Source organism: Paenibacillus illinoisensis NBRC 15959 (assembly GCF_004000925.1).
Classification (GTDB): Bacteria; Bacillota; Bacilli; order Paenibacillales; family Paenibacillaceae; genus Paenibacillus; species Paenibacillus illinoisensis.
Genome location: NZ_BIME01000003.1, coordinates 17,173 through 40,834, shown reverse-complemented (window position 1 = coordinate 40,834; position 23,662 = coordinate 17,173). Strand labels below are relative to the sequence as shown.

The following is a 23,662-nucleotide window of genomic DNA, read 5'->3' as shown; positions in this document are numbered from 1 at the left end:
AATCCAGGATTGTCCTTATGAAGCGAGCTATCCTTCGGATAGTTTCAGGAGGGATGGAATTGAGCACCTTTTTGTTGGAAATCGTAACGCCTGAGCGTTTGGTCTATTCGGCGCAAGCAGATAGCATCATCGCTCGTGGTATTGAAGGGGAGCTGGGGATCTTGCCAGGCCATATCCCTATGGTTACTCCGTTGCAGATTGCACCGATTATTATCAAAAACGGAAAAGAGAACAAGCAGGTCGCTATTGGCGGCGGCTTTATCGAAATCCGCAAAGATAAGGTTGTTGTTCTCGCAGAAAGTGCCGAATTCCCGGGAGATATCGATGTGGATCGTGCGCGTGCAGCGAAAGAACGGGCAGAACGCCGTCTCAGCAGCCAAAGCAACCAGGACCACTTTGATCACCGCCGGGCAGAGATTGCTCTGCAAAAAGCGGTTAACCGGATCAACGTATACGGCAAATAAACGATTAAAGGAAGCCCGGCGGCTTGGTCTGCCGGGCTTTTTTGCTGTGTTTCGCAGAAATGACTTCCATATTTATGTGTGGTAATCGTGATTTACTGGATGATTTTATGTAGATTGTCCGTTAATTTTTGTAAACAATGATCACCGTTGGTGTGATATTGAATATAGTATAGGACTATAGTAGTGGTGATAGTTACCACTAATAGACCCATTTTTGGCCAGTTCAAACCAAATTATTTCCGAGGAAATGACAACATCGATATCGAAATAGCGCTCTTTTATGTCGTTTTAGTCACAAAATCCCGATGGTTTAAAATTAAAATATTTTCAAAGTGGAAATCAATGTAATTGACAATGTATGATGAAAGAGCCTATATTCCATAGAGTCAGCAGAGATTGCAGCTGCGAAGATGAATTCCATGATCATTCTCAGCCAGATTGTGCTGCTCGATGAATGGGCAACACGAAGGATCTCCATACGGGGTACTTCAGCGGTGAATCAGTTGTGTTCTGCTGGAAAAAACCATTCTTATGACTTTTAAATTAAGGATGACAAGCAAAATTACGCTGGTTGCTGCAACAAATGTGGAGGTAATGAATATATGGATATTGATCTGACGAATCAGTTGAACCAGTCATTAAGCACAAATGGGTTAGTTTCGATTGTCGTTTCGCTATTGTGTATAGCACTCGCATGGTGGGCACTGCAAAACCTGAAGCTTGATCTGATTATAAGACAGCCGAAGGGTGCTCAAGGAAGATTGCTGCATTTGCTGCTTGCCATTATTCTGGGTCATGCCGTATCCGGGTTCGTTATTGATTATTTATCATGGACCCAAATGTTGCGTCATTTGTTTTAATGTTGAGATGGTTGGTTAATCATCTGTTAGGTTCTTCATGCAGCCTGATTGTCGAATAACATCGATTGATTGTGTCAACAATTAGAGTATGACCAACCTGTTAACAATTAAGAAAAATGTGTGACATGTAATTGGTTGAATTGAGATGTTTTATGTAAAAATGCTTGTATCGTACAATTCAAAAATGTTATGATGGAAGTTAGGGAATTAACTATTGTTTACTTTAACCTTAGGTTATAAACGGGATCCCCGGTAATTACCGGCTAATAATCATCCCAATCCGTCTGTCCTGATGTTTTGCTGACCTGTAAGCCTTAATTACAAGTTTGCAGGCAATCAGCACGGCAAGTGTTATCATCAATTTTGGATTATAAACCAATTCTTTTCTGAACAGACATCAGGCGTTTTTTGCCGGGTAATGTCGAAATTCCACACACAGCAACAGTCCTTTCTAACACAGAGGGCTTACGTATTCCGGAATGAAGAAAAGGGAATAAAAGCGCGGAGGGAACCATGATGAGCAAATTTATCGTCCGCGGTGGCAAAAGGTTGACCGGAAGTGTCAAAGTTAGCGGCGCTAAAAATTCTGTTCTTCCGATCATCGCTGCCTCTCTACTAGGGGAAGAAGGACAAAGCGTTATTATTGACGCGCCTCCTCTAGACGATGTGATGACGATTAACAAAGTGTTGGAATCGCTGGGAGCGGGTGTTACATACCGGGACGAAGTGATTACCGTGAATGCGGAAAAACTTACTTCCTGCGAAGCCCCGTATGAATGGGTAAGTAAAATGCGGGCGTCTTTTCTGGTCATGGGGCCTTTATTGACGCGTATGGGTCATACAAGAATTTCGCTTCCTGGTGGATGTGCCATCGGAACACGGCCGATTGATCAGCATTTGAAAGGTTTTGAAGCCATGGGTGCCGAGATCAGCTTGGGCCAAGGCTATATCGAAGCTCGCAGCCAAGGACGGTTGCGTGGTGCAAAAATTTATCTGGATGTAGCCTCCGTCGGAGCTACTCAAAATATTATGATGGCTGCAACGCTGGCTGACGGTGTTACCGTGCTGGAGAATGCAGCAAAAGAACCTGAGATCGTGGATCTGGCTAACTTCCTTAACGGAATGGGTGCCAAAGTCCGTGGCGCGGGTACAGGGGTAATTCGCATCGAGGGTGTGGAGAAACTCACTGGCGTGAAGCACACAGTAATTCCGGATAGGGTAGAAGCAGGTACTTACATGGCTGCTGCTGCAATTTCCGGTGGTGATGTGTACATCGAAGGTGCGATCTCCGACCATCTGGGTTCAGTTATTGCGAAGATGGAAGAGATGGGAGTAACCATCCTGCCAGATGAGAATGGGGTGCGTGTTATTGCGGACCGTCCACTCAAGGCAGTAGATGTGAAAACATTACCATACCCTGGATTCCCTACTGACATGCAATCCCAGATGATGGCGCTCTTGCTGGCATCTGAAGGAACAAGTGTCGTAACGGAAACGGTGTTTGAGAATCGCTTCATGCATGTGGATGAATTCCAGTTGATGAATGCGGAGATCAAAGTGGAAGGCCGTTCGTCCATCATTACAGGTAATGCCAAACTGAAGGGTGCCAAAGTTACAGCTACCGATTTGCGTGCGGGTGCTGCACTCATTATTGCGGGTCTGGTTGCTGAAGGCACAACTGAAGTCGGCGGTGTTCATCACATCGACCGTGGCTACGTTCACCTGGCTGAAAAGCTGAATGGACTGGGAGCCGACATTTACCGTATTTCGGTTGAAGAACCGAAACTGGACGCAGCTAAGCCTGCAACCGAAAAAGCTGAGGAAGAAGTGCCGATGTTCAAGGTACAACCGACTTGGGCTTAAATCATGTTTTTAGTAAAAAGCTAAGCCATCTGGCTTGGCTTTTTTTATGCCCTTTTTTGACACTATACTATTAAAGTATGGCCAACAATTCAGTACCTGATTCTATTAATAGCTGGTCCTAATGGAAGAACTGTGGGTCTAACTTTTGAATATATACAATTGAATAAAAGAACATCAATAGAGAATGCGGTGCATGGTGAGGCATGTCAAAAATGCCTGTATAGCGGCGGTTTATCCACTATAGCAGAGCAATGTTAATCTAACATTAAAAAGAAGCAGAAGCTCTTTCTTTCTCTCAAATCAGGTTCTATCAGATCGAAACAGCTCATACCCTAAACTATGGATTTGAACAAAAGGACCGGTCTATGACGGCCTATGTACAACGGAGGGTATGTCGAAATGAAAGAAGCTCGTATACAGGTTAAGGTGCCCCTTGTCCCCCGTCCAATGATGGAGGAGTCCAAGCAGACTTCGGATGCCGGAATGGAGAAAGACAAGTCCATGGCCATGAATACCAGAAATTCAGCTGCAGAGGCCAAAAGAACAATCAATCCAAACCCAACAGGAGCATCAGACCAGTCTGAGCGTGAGTCAAGGAGAATTCGCGGACCGGTCATTGAACTCGATCAGTTCCGCCGAGTAAAGAGACGCAGGATGAGGACATTCGGAAGAGGACGCAGGTGGTCAAGCGGATCCAGGCGCTGGCAACCAGCTGCTGCTGTAACAGGGCTCTTGGCGCTGGCACTCCTGATCCCTGCTATATTAGTGTGGCCCCGGACAAGTGATCCGGTGAAGCCGATCCCAGTTACACCATCAACAGGCAGTGTAACGAACACCGTCCCAGTCCCAGCTGTGCCAGTGACATACCCAGAACCCAATGTAAGAGTGTATCTGTCGGCAACGGGAACAACAATGAGTCTTCCGCTTGAGGAGTATGTGACGGGTGTTGTTGCTGCGGAGATGCCTGCCGAGTTCAGGCTTGAGGCACTGAAGGCACAGGCCATTGCCGCGCGGACCTTTATCGTCAGAAGGCTGGCAGCGCACGATACCAGCGGTGTACCTTCAGGTGATGCAGATGTAACGGATACGGTCAGTCATCAGGTGTTTATTCCACCGGATCAGGTGGAGAAGGAGTGGACACGTTTGGGGAAAGCGGAAGAATGGGAGAAGTTACAGCAGGCCATTCGCGAAAGCCGGGACGCCGTGATGACATATCAGGGTAAGGCCATTACTGCATCCTTTTTTTCTACAAGTAACGGTTATACGGAGAACGCTGAGGATGTATGGGGAAATGTCGTACCCTATTTGAAAAGTGTAGCAAGTCCATGGGACCAGAAGTTAGCTCCGGGATTCAAGGAGACCGTCACAATGAAGCGCAGCGAAATTCTCCAGAAGCTGAATTTGAGTGCCAGTGCTATCCCGGTCACTGCCCAGGAGGGCGGCTCCTGGATGGAAGTGCTGTCTACAACAGAAGGTCACCGAATTAAGGAGCTGCAGATCGCAGGTTCGACTTTCAGTGGACCAGAGGTGCGCAAGCTGCTTGGATTGAGATCCAGTCAATTCAGCTGGACGACAGAGGGTGACGAGGTGCAGATTACGACCTACGGTTACGGACATGGCGTGGGAATGAGCCAGTGGGGAGCGAATGGCATGGCGCAGGAGGGACACACCGCGACACAGATTCTGAAACACTACTACACAGGTATATCCTTTGGACAGGCATCAAAGATGCTGGCAAAACAATAGCGCCATGAACATTATTTGTACAACAGCAATTTAATAATTGAGCCATTCAATCATACCCCGCCTCATCTGAACCAAACTTAATAAATGGCTAAACATTCAGCAAGCTACCCATATATAGAATGAGGACGCGAGCAAGCAAAGAGTGCTACCCCTCTGAACCAATTAAAATGCTACGCTACGACATCAAACATGAGTGCCAACATCATAGAATTCTATCTCAAAAAGGTTCACTATATTTCATTAAGATTGGCTATTAAAGCCAATCACACTCTAAACACCGCCCATTCCGGAGCTTTCAGAATTTAGCTATATATACGGAAAGTGAGAGTGTACGGGGAGCGCAGGGACAGAAAAGACCTGTAGAAGCGAAGCTAAAAGCTTTCTGAAAGAAAGCTGCTTCGGAAGCATAAGCTTGCCTTTACTCCTGGATTTCTCCCTTTGAAGAAGGTGATAGAAGAAATCCGGGAGTAACAGCGGTCGAAAGGTTTTCTGGCACCGAAGCGGCGCACGCACTAACCACTCATCCACATATATAGCAGTCTCTGAAACCTCCGTGAAAAAAATTAGAGTCGCGCGTGTATAAAAGAGTTGCACCCGGTAACACTTGTTACTGAGGTGATCAAGATGAATGAACAAAACAAAAAAACAGTCCAAGAAGAAACTCCTAAAACAACTCAAGGAGTACCGGCCAGCCAGCCCTCTTCATGGAAAAGAGCAATGTCCAAACGTTGGGTCTTCCCGGCAGCCTACATCGCAGCAGCAGGCATTATACTAACATTAGTGTGGGTCTATCAGGGTACAGGCGAGAAAACGCTGAACTCCGATCCTGCTAGTGGAGTAGTAGAAACGGGAGCATCGGGTACAGAAGAAACAGCAGTTGGTGGAGAAGAAAGTGTGGAAGTTGTCGCCCAGTCGGAAAGTTTTGCATGGCCAGTAGCAAGTCCGTCGGAAATCTCTGTTGTTAAACCGTTCTATGAGAACGAAGGCTCTACCGAAGAACATGAAGCCGCAATGGTGCAGTACAACGATACGTTTATTCCGAACACAGGCGTAGACCTGGCGCGTGGGGATAACAAATCATTTGAAGTAAAAGCAGCACTCGGCGGTAAAGTGACACGGGTGGAGCAAAATCCGCTGACGGGTCAAGTTGTGGAAATCACACACAGTGATAACCTCAAAACCGTATACCAAAGCCTGTCTGACGTCAAAGTGAAACAGGATGATGAAGTGAAACAGGGAGATGCAATTGCATCCGCTGGCGTAAATGAACTGGAAAAAACGCTCGGCAACCACCTGCACTTCGAAGTATACGAAGACGGTCAACCGGTTAACCCGCAAGGATATCTTCCGGAAAAATAAATGATTTTTAACGCAGAATGAAAAGGGCAGAGGGAAATTCCCTCTGCTTTTTTTGTGCTTTTCAGAAATTATTGGGACCTCCGAAGCTTGTCACACCTCTAAACCGCGAATATATAGGCATGCTCCTCATATAATGTACCAAACTATCCACACAGTAGGGAGGCGGGAGCGTGCACGATTACATCAAGGAACGGACCATAAAAATAGGTCGCTGCATTGTCGAGACGAGGAATACGGTCCGTACCATTGCCAAAGAGTTCGGCGTGTCAAAGAGTACGGTGCATAAGGACCTGACGGAGCGTCTGCCGGAAATCAACCCTGATCTTGCTGACCAGGTGAAACATATCCTGGAGTACCACAAGTCCATCCGCCACTTGCGGGGCGGCGAAGCGACCAAAATCAAATACAAAAAAACAAGCGGCAAAAAGCGTGAAGTACTGGCTTCCGCTAAATCGTAACCATCGCGAAAAGACGTAGGCCAAAAAGCTCACACATGGATTGAATCCCTCCCCTGAAGTATGATATGTTAAAAGCTGGTACAGGATCGAATTATGACATCTTATCAGCCCGATTTTTACATATATATGTTGCACTTTGTCGAACGAGCGGTGACGTGATAAGGGACTCTTTTTCACAGGATACGCTGACCAAATAATATCACTTTGGGGGCTCTTTTATGTTAAGCAAGGATATCGGTATTGATCTTGGCACGGCGAACGTGCTTATTCACGTGAAAGGAAGTGGGGTTGTCCTCGATGAACCTTCCGTCGTGACCATTGAAAGCGATACGAAGCGGGTCCTTGCTGTTGGGGAAGAAGCGCGTCGTATGGTGGGGCGTACTCCGGGTAACATTGTTGCCATCCGACCGCTGCGTGACGGCGTTATTGCGGACTTCGAAATTACGGAAGCGATGCTCAGACATTTTATTAATCGTGTGGGGGCGAGAAGCTGGTACAGCCACCCGCGTATTCTAATCTGTGCACCGACGAATATTACTTCCGTAGAGCAGAAGGCGATCCGTGAAGCTGCGGAGCGCAGCGGTGCCAAAGAAGTATTTTTGGAAGAAGAGCCAAAAGCGGCAGCCATTGGTGCAGGAATGGATATTTTTCAGCCGAGCGGCAATATGGTCGTGGATATCGGCGGCGGAACGACTGACGTTGCAGTCCTGTCTATGGGCGACGTAGTCACCGCCTCTTCTATTAAAGTCGCAGGGGACAAGTTCGACGAAGCGATTATCAAGTTTATCAAAGCCAAGTACAAACTCATGATCGGTGAACGCACTGCCGAGGATCTGAAGATTGCAATTGGTTCCGTAAACCCGGCTGGACGCCAAACCGAGATGGACATTCGCGGACGGGATATGGTATCCGGATTGCCTGTTACGGTAACGGTGTCGGGAAGTGAAGTACAGGAAGCGCTATGGGATTCCGTGCAATCCATTATCGTTGCAGCCAAATCGGTATTGGAGCGGACGCCACCAGAGCTGTCGGCGGATATTATTGACCGGGGTGTTGTGTTGACAGGAGGAGGCGCTTTGCTTAATGGGCTGGACGAGCTTTTGTCCAATGAACTGCATGTACCGGTATGGGTTGCAGAGGATCCGATGCATTGTGTCGTAAAAGGGACAGGCATTATGCTCAATAATTTGGATCAAGTGGTTAAGAAAAAGTTCTGATCTGCCGATATAAGTATCAAAGGTTTGCCTATGCTCGGCAATAGAACGGACAAGCATTGATCCTGCAGTGCAGGACAAGCGCTTGAGGAGAGGGGTTAATTCATGCTAAGAGGTTTGTACACCGCTACCGCGGGAATGATTACGCAGCAACGCCGCCATGACACAGCGACTCAAAATATTGTTAATGCGAACACGACGGGATATAAACAGGTGAACAGCGTAAGCCGTTCCTTCCCGGAAATGCTCATTACGTTGGTCGGTGGAGATGCCAATGTTCCGACGAAGCGGCTGGGCAGGCTGAACACAGGGGTGTTCGCGGAAGAGAGCTTGTCCATGAATTTGCAGGGAGCGATTATGGAGAGTGGTCAAAAGAGTGATTTTGCCATCTCGTCCAATCTGTCCTTAAATGATCCGCAGACGGGACAACCTGTCGCCTTTGACGGTTCAGGCAAATTTGTACGAGCTGATGGCACGGTGATCTATCAGCCTCAAGCGTATTTTACGGTGCGAGATGCGGAAGGCAATACAAGATATACACGTGATGGCCACTTCCAGGTTACCGGAACAGGAGAACTATTAAGCTCAACGGGAGCTCAGGTTCTGGATAATAATGGACAGCCCGTTGTGTTGACAGGCTCAGTGGACCAATTTAAAGTGGATGAGCAAGGCCGTCTTGTGGATGCAGTCACGGGTGCACCTACGGGGGTTACGCTTGGAATCAGCGTCATTGATCAGCCTAACCAACTGGTTCGTCAGGGTGACGGTAATTTTAGTCTGTATGACCAGGAAGGTGCTACAGCGCGAATGATGGCTGCGGGAGATAATGTGCAGATCCGTCAGGGCTACTTGGAAGGATCGAATGTCGATGCTTCCCAAGCTACGGTGGATATGAATGCCGCTTATCGTGCGTATGAAGCGAATCAGAAGGTTGTGCAGTTCTATGATCGAAGTTTGGACAAAGCTGTCAATGATGTAGGTCGTGTATAACGCGCGGCAATAGAGAGGATGAATTACTAAATGAATAATTCCATGATTAGTGCGAAGGTCTCGATGACCGCGATACAGCAACGTCTGGATGTCATTTCCGATAATATTGCCAACGTGAATACGGCAGGCTATAAAAGCAAGCAGGCGGCGTTCGAGGATGTACTGACCCGGGTGCAGCAGCAACCGGACAAGTATAAGCTCGATGGACGTTCCACCCCAATGGGATATAATCTGGGATTTGGTGCCCGTTTGACGAGTGTGACGAAGGATATGTCTCAGGGGACACTGAATGAGACAGGCAGTCCAACGGATTTGGCAATCGAAGGCAACGCGATGTTTGCGGTTGAAGCGAATGGTCAGAAAATGTGGACACGTCAGGGAGCATTCCATTTTGTCCCTGATCCAACACCTAACCCGAACCCCAATGCACCTCAGATGATGGTGCTGGTTAATGGGGAAGGCTACTTCGCGCTGGATCGTCAAGGTAACCGGATCACGGCTCCGAACAATAGTAAAGTGGCCTTCGACGAGAAGGGTAACCTATTGATTCGTCGCGGGAATGAAGCCAATGCAACGATTGGAGCCCAGCTGCAGCTTGTAGACATCGAACGTCCGGAAGGACTTGTGCAATACGCAGATAATCTGTTTGGTCTGGATGCCGGCTTGACCGAGAATGATGTGTTTGGCGCTAATGCGGCTACACGTGATGCAGTAGCTACGATTCGTGCGGGCTATCTGGAGCAATCCAACGTGGATCTGACACAGGAGATGGCACTATTGATGCAAGGACAGCGGACCTATCAGCTGGCAGCACGTGCACTGACATCAAGTGATTCGATGGCAGGTCTTGCCAACACTATAAGAGCATAAAGGTGAATGCGATGACAGATACACAGAAGCAGAACAGCAAGCCGGAGAAGAAGGAAGTCAAGAAGAAGAAAAAGAGTGGATGGCGCGTTGCCAGATGGTTCCTGATCCCGGTCTTGCTTGTTCTTGCCCTCGCTGGCGGCATGGTCGCTGGTTATGTGGTACTGGGCAAACAGGATATTGGCTCCGTGTTCCAGTGGAGTACCTGGAAACATGTATATGATCTGGTGTTCGCTTCATGATCGTGAAATAGCGAAAACTCCTGCGCAGGCAGGAGTTTTCTTTTTCGCGTTGAAAACAGTATAATGATGGATGACGTTTGACGTCAAAAGAGGCCTCCCCTGCGAAAGACGAATGTCATCGCGAAGAGAGACCCCTTATCTCAACCTTCACTACTGCAGTCATGAAGGATATTAGTAGTGTTAACCGAAAATGCGTTTTTCATACCAAATAAAAATAACCACATTTATATGTAATACATTTAGCATAATGGTTTTGTTTTAGCGACGTGTGGAGGGGACGGAATCGATTCTGAAGAAGCAAAGCGTTCGCCTTTGTCTCCAAATTTTTACCTTCAAAAAATGAATCGAGAAAATTTGGAGACAACAGCGATCGGAAGAACGATCCGTAACCGTAACGGCCACCGCGCATACAAGCAATTATGTAGGGAATGATTCGCATATAAATGACACCGAAAGGAGATTACACTGTGCTCGATAGCAAACAGATTCAAGCCATTATCCCGCACCGTCCCCCATTTCTGCTGGTGGACAAGATTGTAGAAATGGAGGATGGCAAACGCGCCGTTGGTCTGAAGAACGTAACGATTAACGAACCGTTCTTCATCGGTCATTTCCCGGAATATCCGGTAATGCCTGGGGTGTTGATCACCGAAGCACTGGCTCAAGTAGGCGCAGCAGCGATTCTTAACGTGGAGAGCAATAAAGGGAAAATCGGCTTTTTGGCGGGACTGGATAATTTCCGATTCCGTGGACAAGTTGTGCCTGGAGATACGTTGATGCTGGAAGTGGAAATTACACGTCTGAAGGGTTCGATCGGTAAAGGCAAAGCGACAGCCCGTGTGGAAGACAAAGTCGTCGCTGAAGGCGAAATCATGTTTGCCCTGTCTGACCCAAGCTGATTACAACCATGAGCATTTGCATCAGTCAGAGTGTGTATATAACGGATTGATGCAAAATGCTGAAGCAGCTCAGCAAACCATTGAATTTATATAGACGGAAGGGGTTTATAGGAATGGAACAGTTAAGCGAAACAGCAGCACAGACGCTACAGCAGTGGTTGGAGGATGCTTCGATTGATGAAGCGACGAAACAGGAGCTTCGTGATTTGCAGGATCAGCCGAAAGAGCTGGAGGATCGTTTCTATCGAAATCTGGAGTTTGGTACAGGTGGATTGCGCGGGGTCATTGGCGCCGGAAGCAACCGGATGAACAAGTACACCGTTGGTCGGGCGACTCAAGGTTTTGCACGTTATCTGCTCGAGCAGCATGGTGACAAGGAAGGCAGACCTTCTGTAGTCATTGCCCATGACTCCCGTCACTACTCGCCTGAATTTACACTGGATGCTGCGTTGGTTCTTGCCGGAAACGGCATTGTAGCCAAGCTGTTCACATCTCTGCGCCCTACGCCGCAGCTGTCCTTCAGTGTGCGTCACTTGCAAGCAACGGGCGGTATTGTGGTAACGGCAAGTCATAACCCACCGGAATATAACGGATACAAAGTGTACAACCACGAAGGTGGCCAACTAGTACCGCACGAAGCAGAGAAAGTCATCCAGTACATTCAGGAAGTTCCTTCCCTTGCCGATGTGAAAAAGCTGACTCAAGAAGAAGCTGAAGCGCAAGGCTTGCTGGTATGGCTGGGTGAAGAGGAAGATCAGGCATTTGTTGATACGGTTGCCAGCGTAAGTCTGAGTCGTGACCTGATTCAATCAGGCGTAGGCCGTGACTTCAAAATCGTCTTTACGCCACTGCATGGCACAGGAAACATTCCGGTTCGTCGTGTGTTGGAACAGATCGGTTTTGAGCAGGTCCATGTTGTGGCAGAGCAGGAACAGCCGGATGCTGAATTCTCCACGGTGAAGTCTCCTAACCCGGAAGAACGCGAAGCATTTACACTTGCCATGAAACTGGGTGAATCCGTAGGTGCTGACATTCTGATTGGTACGGACCCGGATGCAGACCGCATGGGTGCAGTTGTAAAAGACAATGATGGCAAGTATTTCGTACTGTCTGGTAACCAATCCGGTGCGATCATGGTGCACTATGTGCTGAGCCGACTGCAAGAGACAGGCAAGCTGCCAAGCAACAGCGCAGTCGTCAAAACGATTGTAACGAGCGAGATGGGCGCGGTCATTGCTGAGCATTACGGTGCAGAAGTGATGAACACGCTGACAGGCTTTAAATATATCGGTGAAAAAATGAACCAGTTCGAAGCAACTGGCAGTCATACATTCTTGTTCGGATATGAAGAGAGTTATGGCTACCTGGCAGGCAGCTATGCTCGTGACAAAGATGCCATCCTGGCTTCGATGCTTATTGCAGAAGCTGCTGCATATTACAAAAACCAAGGTAAAACGCTGTACGATGTCCTGCAGGAGCTCTATCGCCAGTTCGGGTATTTCCTCGAGAAGCTGGAGTCCCGTACGCTGAAAGGCAAGGACGGTGTAGCGCAAATCCAGGCAAAAATGACGGATTGGCGTTCGAACCCGCCACAAGAAGTAGCGGGTATCGCGGTACAAGATGTGCTTGATTACTCTCTTGGTTTGGATGGCTTGCCAAAAGAAAACGTCCTGAAGTTCATTTTGGCAGATGGATCATGGTTCTGCCTGCGTCCTTCCGGTACAGAGCCGAAGATCAAAGTGTACTTCGCAGTACGTGGTGAGAGCTTGGAAGATGCGGAAGGCCGCATTGAACGTTTGGCTTCCACAGTAATGTCGCGAGTAGACGCACAATAAGTACGATTGTTGTACAAAGCACGAATGGTTAAAAGCCTCTCCGCACCGTAAGGTTGGTTGGCGGAGGGGCTTTTCTTTTAGGTGTGATTTTTTGCAGAGGTTGAAACAGATTGATCGGATATTCGAAGGCTTGTTGACACAAGCTGTGTATATACCCGTTAATTATTTGAATGAATTACTTGAGCTGAACGTGGATTTGGTTCCAACACTTGAGGAGGTACATGTAGTGCGTCAAAAATGGCTTTATTGGAATACCGCTTCCCGGAAGTGGCTGTGGCTTGTTGTCATTATAGGACTGATCGCTTCCATCCCTGTTATTAGTGATCGGGTACAGACGGAATCGTCCGCCAAAAAGGTGGAGCTTGTATTCAATTATAGAGGTCTGTTGGATATATCGGCTTATCAAGCCCATCCCCAGGATTTTATGAATGAGCAATTGACTCGCTTGAAAGATGCCGGCGTAACAACGATGGCTGTATTCGAAAGTACACTGGATGAGCTTAGAAAGTCACGGAAACTGACCGTATATAACGGGCAGGATGTTGCTAACCTGACTCAGAACGTGGTTTCTCCTAACGAGAACTTCACGTATGTGTTGTTCACATCCGAAGAAAATGCTCAAACGTATACACCCATCATTGAACAAACGTTCGCGGATCGTCAGATTCCGGTGGTGCCATGGGAGTTTGAAGGTCGAAGCGGCTTGATTTTGCAGACTCCTCCGGAGAATGCCAACATGCAGCCGATGCAGCCGGATCCGGTTGCCATCCAGATGCTGCGTGATAAAGGGTTTTACATTTTGCCAAGGATCGCAGATAGCGTGCCATACAGCCAGGAATCCATGGAGCGTCTGCTTACCTTCTTCGAAGAGAATGGCGTGAAACGCATCCTGTTTGATGGCGATGCAGTGAAAGGGTACAATGATAATGCGGAGATGAAGAGTCTCGATCAATTCGCACAATTGTTGAACAAACATGACATTGGACTTGCAGCCATTGAAAACTTGAAGAAACCTCAATCTGGATTTGAAACCCTTGCCTACAAAACGGACTACAACGTTGCTCGTTTGTATTCGTTAAGTGAGGGAGATGCCAATCTGGATGTAGATGTCATTGCGGACCGTTTTGTGCTCGCTACCAAGGACCGTAACATCCGCATGCTCTATTTGAATGCAGGGCCTAGCCGGAACACGGCCAAAGCCATGATTACGGATCCGATTGAGAACCTGATTAACAGTCTGGGTGAGCCAGGGCATGCCATTGAACGCATGGAGAAGCGCGGATTCGAGCTTGGACAGGCTGAGGCATTTACAGTAAAAGAATCTTCGATTCAGCGTTATGCCAAGCTGGTTGCGCTAGTTGGTGCAATTGCCATGATTACCTTGATGGTGTCATACTTCGTACCACTGTTGACCTTGCTTGTGTTTGTATTAGGTTTGGTTGGAAGTGCGGGCTTGTTCCTCCTGAAACCGACCTTGCTTGAGCAGGCGATTGCCTTGCTCGTTGCGATCTCCGCACCAACCATCGCGATGGTGCTTGCGGTGAGAACCGTGAATTATCAGCAGCAGCGTCAACCCAATGCATCTGCGGGTCGTCGATTGGCACAAACGTTGATCTTATATGTAAGAACGTCTATTCTGTCGTTCCTTGCCGTGCCGTTTATGATCGCATTGCTTAACAGCATTACGTATAGTCTGGTCATTAACCAGTTTAGGGGCGTGAGCCTGCTGCACTTTGCTCCAATGGGACTGGTAGCTCTTTATATCTTGTTTTATCGTGGATCGGGTACGATTTCCATTAAGCAGCTCAAAGGAATTCTCCGTACACCGGTTAATGTACTGATGGTTGTTCTGGCGGTTGTTGCAGCCGCAGCTGGATATTATTATTTGACACGTACAGGGAACTCGGGTTCAGTAACCCCGTTTGAGATGTTCCTGCGTACAACGCTGGAAGATACATTTGGCGTACGACCAAGGTTCAAAGAATTTGTGCTGGGACACCCGCTGTTTATCGTTGGCGTGTTCGCCGCTTTAAAATATCGTCAAGTCATCTTTGTACTCATTATTGCAGCGATTGGACAGTTGTCCATGGTGGATACGTTCGCGCATATCCATACACCGGCTGTATTATCTCTCATTCGCGGAGTAATGGGACTCGGAATTGGCTTGATCTTCGGTATCATTGCTGTGGGTGTGTGGCAAGTAGCGGAAGGATGTTGGAAAAAATGGTCACCACTTCTCAAAAGTTAGTCATCTCGGGATATTACGGATTCCGCAACAGCGGAGACGAAGCGGTACTTAAGTCGATTCTGACTGCACTGGAAGAGGAGAGTCACAGATCTGGCGTCAACATTGAGCCGATCGTGCTCTCCATCGATCCGGAGTCAACGACCTCCATGTATGGGGTACGTTCCGTTCACCGTATGAAATTGAAGGAAGTTCGTGAAGCGATCAAGGAAAGTGACGGATTGATCAGTGGCGGCGGAAGCTTGCTGCAGGATGCGACCGGACTGAAATCCATTCCCTACTATCTGGGTGTAATCAAGCTGGCCCAGTGGCTGAAAAAACCTACGTTTGTTTATGCTCAGGGAATTGGGCCCGTTAACCGTAAATTCTTCAATCCGATGATCCGTTCCGTATTCAAGGGGTGTAAGTATATATCGGTGAGGGATGAACAATCCGCTGATTATCTGCGCGGACTTGGATTGCAGTGGAATCAGATTCATGTTGTGCCTGACCCGGTTATGGGACTGCCTTTGCCTGAAGGTAGCAGGGAAAAGGATGTTACGACGGGGACTGTGTCGGATCAATCGAGCGATGGTTCATCTGCGGCGCAAACGAAGCTTCCGGTCATCGGTGTATCTGTGCGTTTCTGGGAATCCGATCGGAAGGAACTGACGGCAATTGCCTCAGGACTGAAGAAGCTATGTGCCAAAAAGGCAGTGCATCTGCGTTTTATGCCATTTCATTTGCCAAAAGATGAAGAGGCGTCCCGTTTTATTATGGAGATGCTCGGAGACGTCACCAGTAAAGGCAGCGAGGTCAGCATAACTCCGAATCTGACAGATCCACAGCTCATGTTGGAGGAAGTCAGCAAGTGTGATGTTGTTATTGGCATGCGTTTGCACAGCTTGATCTATGCCGCATCGCAGTATGTGCCACCTGTGGCTATCTCATATGATCCCAAAATCGATCAGTTTATGCTTCGTCTGGATAGTGAGCCTGTAGGAAGCACGACTGCACTCGATGGGGACAAGCTGGCGAAGAGCGTAGCCTCTCTTCTGGATCAACGTTCACAGTGGTTGAAGGAAAACGAAGATCGCATTACCGAACTGAAGCAGGAGGCCAGAGTGCCTGCAAAGCAAATTATTAACTATTTAGGCCGCAAAGGGTGAGATAAAGATGAATCAGACCGGACCAATACCTACCGTTTCGATCTATGGCATTCCTTTTTCCAAACTAACGATGAAAGAAACGGTGGAGACTCTCCGGGAAGCCGTGTTGTCCAAGAAGCCGCATCAGGTCATTACAGCTAACCCGATCATGGTGATGGCAGCACTGGAGAATCCGTCCATGATGCAAGTGATGCAATCTGCCGAGTTGATTGTACCGGATGGTACAGGCGTCGTGTGGGCTGCCAATTATTGTGGGGATCCTGTAGCAGAGCGAGTACCCGGATTTGAGCTTTTACATGAATTGCTGCGGGTTGGAGAAAACTATCGCTGGGGTGTGTATTTGCTCGGTTCCACCCCTGAGGTGATTCAAGAAACGGCAGTTCGGTTACAACAGCAATATCCGGCGATCCGTATTGTGGGCTATCGCGACGGTTATTTTGGCCCGGCTGAGGACGAAGAGGTGGTTGCTTCCATTCGCGAAGCTGCACCTGATCTACTGTTTGTGGCACGCGGCGCAGATACGCAGGAGCCCTGGATTCACAAGTATAAGGAGGCGCTTCAGGTTCCCGTAACCATGGGCGTTGGAGGCAGTTTTGATGTCATTTCCGGCAAAAGTAAACGTGCCCCAAAACTGTTCCAGAAGCTAAGACTGGAGTGGTTTTACCGACTGCTTCGCGAACCAAGTCGTGCAGGGCGCATGCTTGCGCTTCCAAAATTCGCGATTAAAGTGATCCAGGACAAAGAAAACGTGACTAAAGCCCGTTAAATACAGGCTATTACGAGAAAAATGCACGTTTTTGCTAAAAATTGAGGTTGGCGTTTCGCGTGTGATCAGCGTATAATTCATTCCGGATTACATGTATGTTCGCAAACAATGAATCAAACCGTTACACTTGGCACTACGATTGCAAGGCAACCTTCCGATTGCTGTTATCCCCAGATTTCTTTTATTCCCTTTTGATAGGGAGAAATCCGGTGATAAAGGCAAACGTTGCACTTCTCCAGGTTTTCCTTGCACTCTTCGTTATCGTGTAACCAATAGTTCTTCATTAAATAGGGCTAACAATATTTCTTATATATATAAAAGAGATCAGGGGATTTATAATTTCGTATGGGTATTATAATTGGGGGTCGAATGTTCAAATGGTAGCGATCTTTATCATTGGATTTATCGTGTCGATGGGACTGGCTCTTGCCCTGACACCGCTTGTCAAAAAGTTCGCGGTAAGAATAGGTGCAATGGACACACCGAATGCACGTAAAGTGCACACTCGGATCATGCCACGTCTAGGTGGTTTGGGAATCTTTCTTGCTTTTATTATTACAGTAGCTGCACTTCTTCCTTTTGTATCTGCATGGTTTACAACAAGAGATATGAGCTTTGTCAGTGCGTTTCTGATCGGCGGATCGATTATCGTTCTGATTGGCGCACTGGATGACCGTTTCGAACTGTCAGCCAAAGTAAAACTGCTTGGGCAGCTCGTTGCTGCTGCTGTGGTCGTATTCGGATTTAATATCCGAGTGGATTTCGTTAACATTCCTTTTCAGGATTCTTATTCCTCACTGGAAGCTTGGGTATCCATTCCGCTGACGATTCTGTGGATTGTTGGTGTAACGAATGCGATTAACCTGATTGACGGTCTGGATGGTCTTGCTGCAGGTGTATCCGGTATTGCGATTGGTACTATTGCCGTGATGTCCTTCTTGATGGGCAATATGATGATTGCCTTGATGTGCCTTGTGCTGCTGGGCAGTATTATCGGGTTCCTGTTCTTCAACTTCCACCCGGCCAAGATCTTCATGGGAGATACGGGATCACTATTCCTTGGTTTCTCTCTGGCGATGCTATCCATGCTCGGGTTCAAACAAATTGCAGTCGTGTCCTTTATCACGCCGCTGATCATTATCGGTGTACCTCTTTCGGATACCTTCTTCGCAATCATTCGTCGTGCGGTACAACGGAAACCGATTTTCTCACCGGACAAAGGTCACCTGCATCACTGCTTGCGTGAACTTGGATTCAGCCACCGCCAGACGGTGCTGATCATCTACGGCATTGCCGCATTCTTCGGTGTACTGGCGATCATTCAGTCATCGGCCGCTATGTTCGAAGCCAACTGGGTAACGTTTGTTGTGATCTGTATCATGATGTTCTTCCTGCAGGTTGGTGCAGAAGTCATTGGACTTGTAAGTAAAACCAGACGACCGGTTATTAATTTCCTGATGCGCATGCGTGTCAAAATTAATCCGGAGACTCGCTCGAAATCCTAGATATAAACGCTCGTTTACTGCAATTCTTGAATATTATCCAAGCCCCAAACCTTATCCAAGTGGATAAGGTTTTTTTGTTTATTTTGCTGTTTTTACTAAATAATTGGAACCTAGGCACCGATATAAGAGGTAACTGACTTAAAAAGAGGAGAGATGATACTTAATGCAACAAAAGAAACGACCGTTGGTATGGATCATGTTGGTCACCATGGTGCTCTCATTGTTCCCACAGGGTCTGTTCAGTGGGTCCATTGCATCTGCTGCGGATGATGACACGAATGGATCTAATGCTTATACAACATACTTTACGCCAGATCTTAGAACATTGCGTGAAACGGCGGGACTTTCAATCTTGCCAGATGCAACTAAGCCCTTTTTGACGCGTTCCAATGCATATACGACTTCAACCTCATCTATCACGATCTCAGGCTCATATGCATTTGTATCAAATACAAGCTTGAAGGTTAAGGTAGAGCAATTGAATTTGGTGACTGATGGTACAGACAGCAAGTGGGTAGCTGATGCGACCAAGGCAATTACAACTGCTGTTACTGCAGATCCTAGCGGTAATAACAAATTTACGGCTAATAATCTGAATCTGTTCCCAGGCTTCAACCGGATCACATTCTTGGGTAACCAAGGATCCGTAGAAAGATCGGATACATTCTATGTGTTATATGATCAGGCTCCTTTCATTGAAAGCTTCCAGGTATTTACGGACAGCTCTGCCACAGGCGGCAATAAGTCTTACAACTTGAATGAGGGTTCCAACACGGTGGTAGACACACAACGTGTATCCATTCAAGGTAAAGTTCAAAACTCCACGCTCGTTAGTGTGAAGGTAAATGGTGGAGACGAAATCAATGCTTCCATGCTTCAAGATGGATCATTCTTTTTGCCACAGCTTCAATTGAAGGCAGGTCTGAATAATCTGAAGTTTAAAATCTCAAGTGCAAGCAATGCCATTGAAACAGAACGCTCCATTTATTATTTTGATAAGGATCAGCCATTCACGGATTTAAAAGTACAGCTAGGTGGACAGGATAAGTCCATTCTGGGAACGAATCCGACATTCACGGGTTCTAGCCAAACAACTGCAACGGTAACAGGACAGGTGCTTCTTCCGTATTCAGCCAGCGACAAGGAATTTGATTCAACCAATGGTGAGATTAATCTTGCCAATGGAAATCTGACGCAGCCGACTACCTTTGCTTTCACGACTTCCGATGAAGTCCTGATCACAGGCTCTGACGGGGTAACGATTGAGTATCGTTTGGTTAAGTTCGCAGTGACAACACCTTACAACTTGGAGCTTGCTACTGACGGAACCAGTCCGAAAAAGGAACAAACGTTACGTCTTCGTCTTGCCTACGGCAACTTTAGTGCCGGGTATAACGCAAGCTATGTGTTTTCGCCTGGTGCCCAGGACATCACAGAAATCTACTATCTCCCTGATTATGTTGAAGGGGAAGATATTGATTCACAAACGAAGCTGGACGGAACCAAATTGCAGAGCGATTCGTTCTACATCATGGTAGAATCCAGTGAGGCTATTACGGGTACACTTGTAGGTGAATACTTGCCAACAGGAACAACTAAACTCACTATTGCAAACGTAGCTTCACCAGCGAGTCTGACAGCTAAACAAAAGATCTATAAAATTACAGGCTTCCTAGGCGGAGATCAGCAAGTAAGATTCTATTACGGTAGTGCGACTAATCTGCCTAAAGTCGTGAAGATTTCTTATGTAACAGCAAGTTCAATCTATGTAGAAAGTCTTCAAAATGGACAGACTTATACATTTAATTCTAAAAACAATCAGCAAGTCCTTCCGCTTAAAGGGCGCTTTATCGGTTTCAAAACATTAAACGGAAGCAACTTTATAGCCGAAGTTCTTGTAAACGGTAAAAAGTATAACACGGGCACATTCCCTGCTGCAGACGGAACATTTAGTTTGAATTTGCCAGTGTTGAAAGAAGGCCCAATTGTTTACGGTGAGAACACGATTCTCATTCGGGCAACAGATGAGGATGCGAATAAGCTTCCAATCACGATTTCAACAACATTGAAGATTAACGTTATCGACCAGAATCAATCGACGATTACTTCTTTCATGCCAACGTTGATTCCTAAGGATTCGCGTCAGCAATTCATTAACAAACCGATTACACAATATGAAGATGAAGAAATGAAACGTATTTTCTCGGTTACACCTGAATTTGCGTTCAAAGAAGACAAGTATGTAACAAGTGAAGAGACCTACGACCTGGTTGTTAATGGTGGTGGAGCTGATATCGTCAATGTCTATTTCGGGTCAGACAAGATCTTCACCAAGAACCTGACATCCACAACGATCTATGAAGTAAACCAACCTGCGGCGAATGGACTGCCGAGCTATGATATTACAGGTAATAGTGATCTATTCATTGCACGGATTCAAAACTTGAAGTTTGATGCACCAGGAACACATGTGTACACGTTGGAGCTGATCAACAGCACAGGTGCGAGAACGACTCAGCGTCTTGAAATTGTGCGTGAGCCAGCATCTTACCGTATCCTGTCACCGCAGCCTACAGTAGGCAGCAACATTGTGGTTAACAAAAACTTCGTTCGCTTCGACATTGAAGCAGAAGGTGCAACACAAGTATTGATAGGCAAAGAGCCTGCGGTTAAACGTACAGATATGAACAATCGTTTTGTTCTCGATTATGTTGGACTGAAAGCTGACAAAGACAACAAAATTAAAATTGAGATTATTCGTGACGGAGGCACCATCACGGATACAGTAAGTGTGTATTACACCAGTGCCATCGCCATTGACTCGCAGTATATGGCTCCAAAGGTAGCCACGAAGTACACTGTGTTTAACAAGGATCTCGTTCTGTCCTTCCCGAAAGGGACTGTGCTGCAATCTACTACGACAAGCGGTATGGTGAAGTTCTATCCGGACAACAAATTGCTGTTTGGTATTGCTGATCCAAAAGATGGTGTTGTAGAACGTAAAAACGACTATGGTAACGTGATTGGTGTCAATCCAGATGACAGAAGTACCAATGGCGCCAGCGTTATCCGGATTCCAACCGAGCTGTCGAGCTTCTTCGCATCGGTAATTAACACGAACAACTTTACACAAGTATCTGATATTTACTGGATCAATGGTGGTCTGGGTGAACTTGGAGACCGTGGTACCAATGGATACAAAGCGGGAACCAACGGCATTACGCCATACTCCATTGAAGGGGAGTTCACTAGATATGCACAAGAGCGTATTCTGACACCTTCCCAGCGCGGAACCTTAACTCTGAAATACGATCCATCTATTGTTGATGATGTAGGCTCCACGATTACAGTGTACCGTTATTCGGATAATTCAAACGTAGGTAAATGGGTTTCCATTGGTGGTGTTGTTGATACCAAATCACACACCATTACCGTTCCATTTGATGAGTTCGGATATTACAAGGTCATGAAACAAAGCCAAAGCTATCCGGACATTACGAACCATCCGTGGGCGCGTAACTTACTGAATGCCATGTATTCCAAAGGTATTATGAATCCGCTCAGAACCAATGCGTTCGGTGCCGATGACCAGACGACACGTGGGGAATTCGCTACCCTGCTCGTGAAGGGCATGGACATTCCGTTGGTCAAAACGACCAAGGCAACCTTCACCGATGTTTCTGAGAATACCAAATCTGATCGCTGGACCTATGAGGCCATTGAGACAGCGGCAAAAGCAGGTATTGTCCAAGGTCTCAGTGACGGGTTCTTCGGACCGGATCAGCCTGTTACACGTGAACAGGCAGCAGTGATGATCGCTCGTGCCATGAATGCGAAGCTGGCGGCTAATGACAGCAAGCTGTCTGCAGCATTGGCGAAGTCTTTCCTGGATTCAAGCTCCATTGATTTCTATGCGCGTCCTGCAATTCAGGCTGTGACCAAGGCAAAAATCATGGAAGGAAGTCCTGTAACGATTCCAGGAGCAACCAAACCGCAGTACCAATTTAATCCTAAAGGTAACATGACTCGTGCAGAAGCAGCCAAAATTGCTGTAGAGCTGCTCAAGAAAAGCACCAAGTTATTCCCTAAAACATTGAGCTAAACTGTCAGAGTTTCACATTTTTTAGGAAGGACCTGTCCCTTTTGCTAAAAGGGGCGGGTTCTTTTTACGAGTGTTAATGGACTGGTGAAGATCACTTTTATAATAGAAGAAAGATGATTTTTACCAATAACTATTTTTGTAATTTGCTAGAGTTTAAGATACAATAACGGTAAATACACAATGATCTAGAGGGTGAAGTTAGCTAATGAAACCGATTTATTCGAAGGCCCAACTGGGCTACATGAAGGCAAAGACTCAGTTCGAGAAGCAGGCAGTCATTCTGGAGAAAAAGCTGGAAGATACACGCAAGACGCAAGAAATCTCTCAAGAGGTTATGGAAGGGCTCGTACAGACGACTGGCTTCCATGATGCATATAACCAATTGGTGCTGGCTGAGAATGAATTGATTGAATGGTCTCACACCACCATGAAGCATGAGAAAACATACCGGGAGAACCGTTTGGCCATTGACGATATGTATCTGAAATTGAACAGTGATCCCAAAATGCGTGCTCAAATTATCGATCTTGCGATGAAAATTCGTTAAGCCATAAAACGAGGAATTACTTAAGGCATCCCTGTAGGGGTGCTTTTTATTTTTTTTACATATCATACAAATTGTCGCTTCATGGAGGAAAATTAAGGGTATAAATAAACGTCTTCATCAAAATAAACACAGAGTAAAAGCATAACCGCAGCTGATTTGATCAAGATTACATGGTTTTGAACTGTCCCAGACCCGCGTTGTATCAATACATAAATTAGTTCAAAACTTTTTTTGAAGAATCCGCAACTTTTTGAAATCTACTGCGTTTAAGATGTAGAGTCGAAAACATTGGGCCTCTTACCAAGAATGACCTCGTGAAGAATCTTGTCTATTTATTAGAAAAAATTGCTTTACGGCACGAGAGACCCATTGTATAATACGTAAGGTAGGATTAGGAAACTACTCTATTTTCGTATGATTCTATTATTATTCTAGTTTACAAGTTTCTGTGATTTGCTCACAGACATCATTTATATTAACTTGCTCATGACTCTGGAAAGGGGGTGCGACAATAGAATGAGGAACACGAGCGACCCTATTAAAGAAAATTCC

General features: G+C 46.7%; 18 protein-coding genes. All 18 read left to right on the top strand.

All coding sequences use genetic code 11. The features are described 5' to 3' along the window. Window positions 1-59: 59 nt before the first annotated feature. Entirely contained in the window at window positions 60-464 is a 405-nt protein-coding gene (locus PIL01S_RS08880; RefSeq protein ID WP_127537239.1) for a F0F1 ATP synthase subunit epsilon, read from the top strand. A gap of 602 nt (window positions 465-1,066) precedes the next feature. Continuing rightward, complete coding sequence (locus tag PIL01S_RS08875) at window positions 1,067-1,324, top strand: DUF1146 family protein (protein WP_095291312.1); 258 nt, start codon at window positions 1,067-1,069, stop codon at window positions 1,322-1,324. Between the two features lie 516 nt (window positions 1,325-1,840). Further along, window positions 1,841-3,187: a UDP-N-acetylglucosamine 1-carboxyvinyltransferase gene (gene murA, locus PIL01S_RS08870; RefSeq protein ID WP_095359959.1), complete on the top strand. Its 1,347-nt coding sequence runs from the start codon at window positions 1,841-1,843 to the stop codon at window positions 3,185-3,187. A gap of 399 nt (window positions 3,188-3,586) precedes the next feature. Next, window positions 3,587-4,933: a stage II sporulation protein D gene (spoIID, locus tag PIL01S_RS08865; RefSeq protein WP_127537238.1), complete on the top strand. Its 1,347-nt coding sequence runs from the start codon at window positions 3,587-3,589 to the stop codon at window positions 4,931-4,933. A 624-nt stretch (window positions 4,934-5,557) separates the two neighbouring features. Further along, entirely contained in the window at window positions 5,558-6,292 is a 735-nt protein-coding gene (locus PIL01S_RS08860) for a M23 family metallopeptidase (RefSeq protein WP_095291317.1), read from the top strand. 170 nt (window positions 6,293-6,462) lie between these two features. After that, window positions 6,463-6,750: a sporulation transcriptional regulator SpoIIID gene (gene spoIIID, locus PIL01S_RS08855; RefSeq protein WP_024632710.1), complete on the top strand. Its 288-nt coding sequence runs from the start codon at window positions 6,463-6,465 to the stop codon at window positions 6,748-6,750. Between the two features lie 218 nt (window positions 6,751-6,968). Further along, on the top strand, window positions 6,969-7,967 hold the full coding sequence (gene mreB, locus PIL01S_RS08850) for a rod shape-determining protein (protein WP_095291319.1): 999 nt from the start codon (window positions 6,969-6,971) through the stop codon (window positions 7,965-7,967). A gap of 102 nt (window positions 7,968-8,069) precedes the next feature. Then, entirely contained in the window at window positions 8,070-8,954 is an 885-nt protein-coding gene (locus tag PIL01S_RS08845) for a flagellar hook-basal body protein (RefSeq protein WP_127537237.1), read from the top strand. Between the two features lie 30 nt (window positions 8,955-8,984). Further along, entirely contained in the window at window positions 8,985-9,824 is an 840-nt protein-coding gene (locus PIL01S_RS08840) for a flagellar hook-basal body protein (protein WP_127537236.1), read from the top strand. Between the two features lie 11 nt (window positions 9,825-9,835). After that, window positions 9,836-10,063: a DNA-directed RNA polymerase subunit beta gene (locus PIL01S_RS08835; protein ID WP_095291325.1), complete on the top strand. Its 228-nt coding sequence runs from the start codon at window positions 9,836-9,838 to the stop codon at window positions 10,061-10,063. 467 nt (window positions 10,064-10,530) lie between these two features. Next, the gene (gene fabZ / locus PIL01S_RS08830; RefSeq protein WP_095291326.1) at window positions 10,531-10,962 is read left to right on the top strand and encodes a 3-hydroxyacyl-ACP dehydratase FabZ; all 432 of its coding nucleotides are present in this window, start codon (window positions 10,531-10,533) and stop codon (window positions 10,960-10,962) included. 113 nt (window positions 10,963-11,075) lie between these two features. Continuing rightward, the gene (locus tag PIL01S_RS08825; RefSeq protein WP_127537235.1) at window positions 11,076-12,797 is read left to right on the top strand and encodes a phospho-sugar mutase; all 1,722 of its coding nucleotides are present in this window, start codon (window positions 11,076-11,078) and stop codon (window positions 12,795-12,797) included. Window positions 12,798-13,023: 226 nt separating this feature from the next. Continuing rightward, the gene (locus tag PIL01S_RS08820; protein ID WP_127537234.1) at window positions 13,024-15,045 is read left to right on the top strand and encodes a DUF5693 family protein; all 2,022 of its coding nucleotides are present in this window, start codon (window positions 13,024-13,026) and stop codon (window positions 15,043-15,045) included. Further along, a complete protein-coding gene (csaB, locus tag PIL01S_RS08815) occupies window positions 15,021-16,190 on the top strand; it encodes a polysaccharide pyruvyl transferase CsaB (RefSeq protein ID WP_127537233.1) in 1,170 nt (389 codons plus the stop codon). Before PIL01S_RS08820 ends, csaB begins: the two co-directional genes overlap by 25 nt. Before the next feature lie 7 nt (window positions 16,191-16,197). Further along, complete coding sequence (locus tag PIL01S_RS08810) at window positions 16,198-16,956, top strand: WecB/TagA/CpsF family glycosyltransferase (protein ID WP_095359951.1); 759 nt, start codon at window positions 16,198-16,200, stop codon at window positions 16,954-16,956. A 377-nt stretch (window positions 16,957-17,333) separates the two neighbouring features. Beyond that, window positions 17,334-18,461: a glycosyltransferase family 4 protein gene (locus tag PIL01S_RS08805; protein WP_127537232.1), complete on the top strand. Its 1,128-nt coding sequence runs from the start codon at window positions 17,334-17,336 to the stop codon at window positions 18,459-18,461. Window positions 18,462-18,624: 163 nt separating this feature from the next. Next, complete coding sequence (locus tag PIL01S_RS08800; RefSeq protein ID WP_127537231.1) at window positions 18,625-22,563, top strand: S-layer homology domain-containing protein; 3,939 nt, start codon at window positions 18,625-18,627, stop codon at window positions 22,561-22,563. 205 nt (window positions 22,564-22,768) lie between these two features. Beyond that, window positions 22,769-23,110: a hypothetical protein gene (locus PIL01S_RS08795; protein WP_127537230.1), complete on the top strand. Its 342-nt coding sequence runs from the start codon at window positions 22,769-22,771 to the stop codon at window positions 23,108-23,110. Window positions 23,111-23,662: the final 552 nt, after the last annotated feature.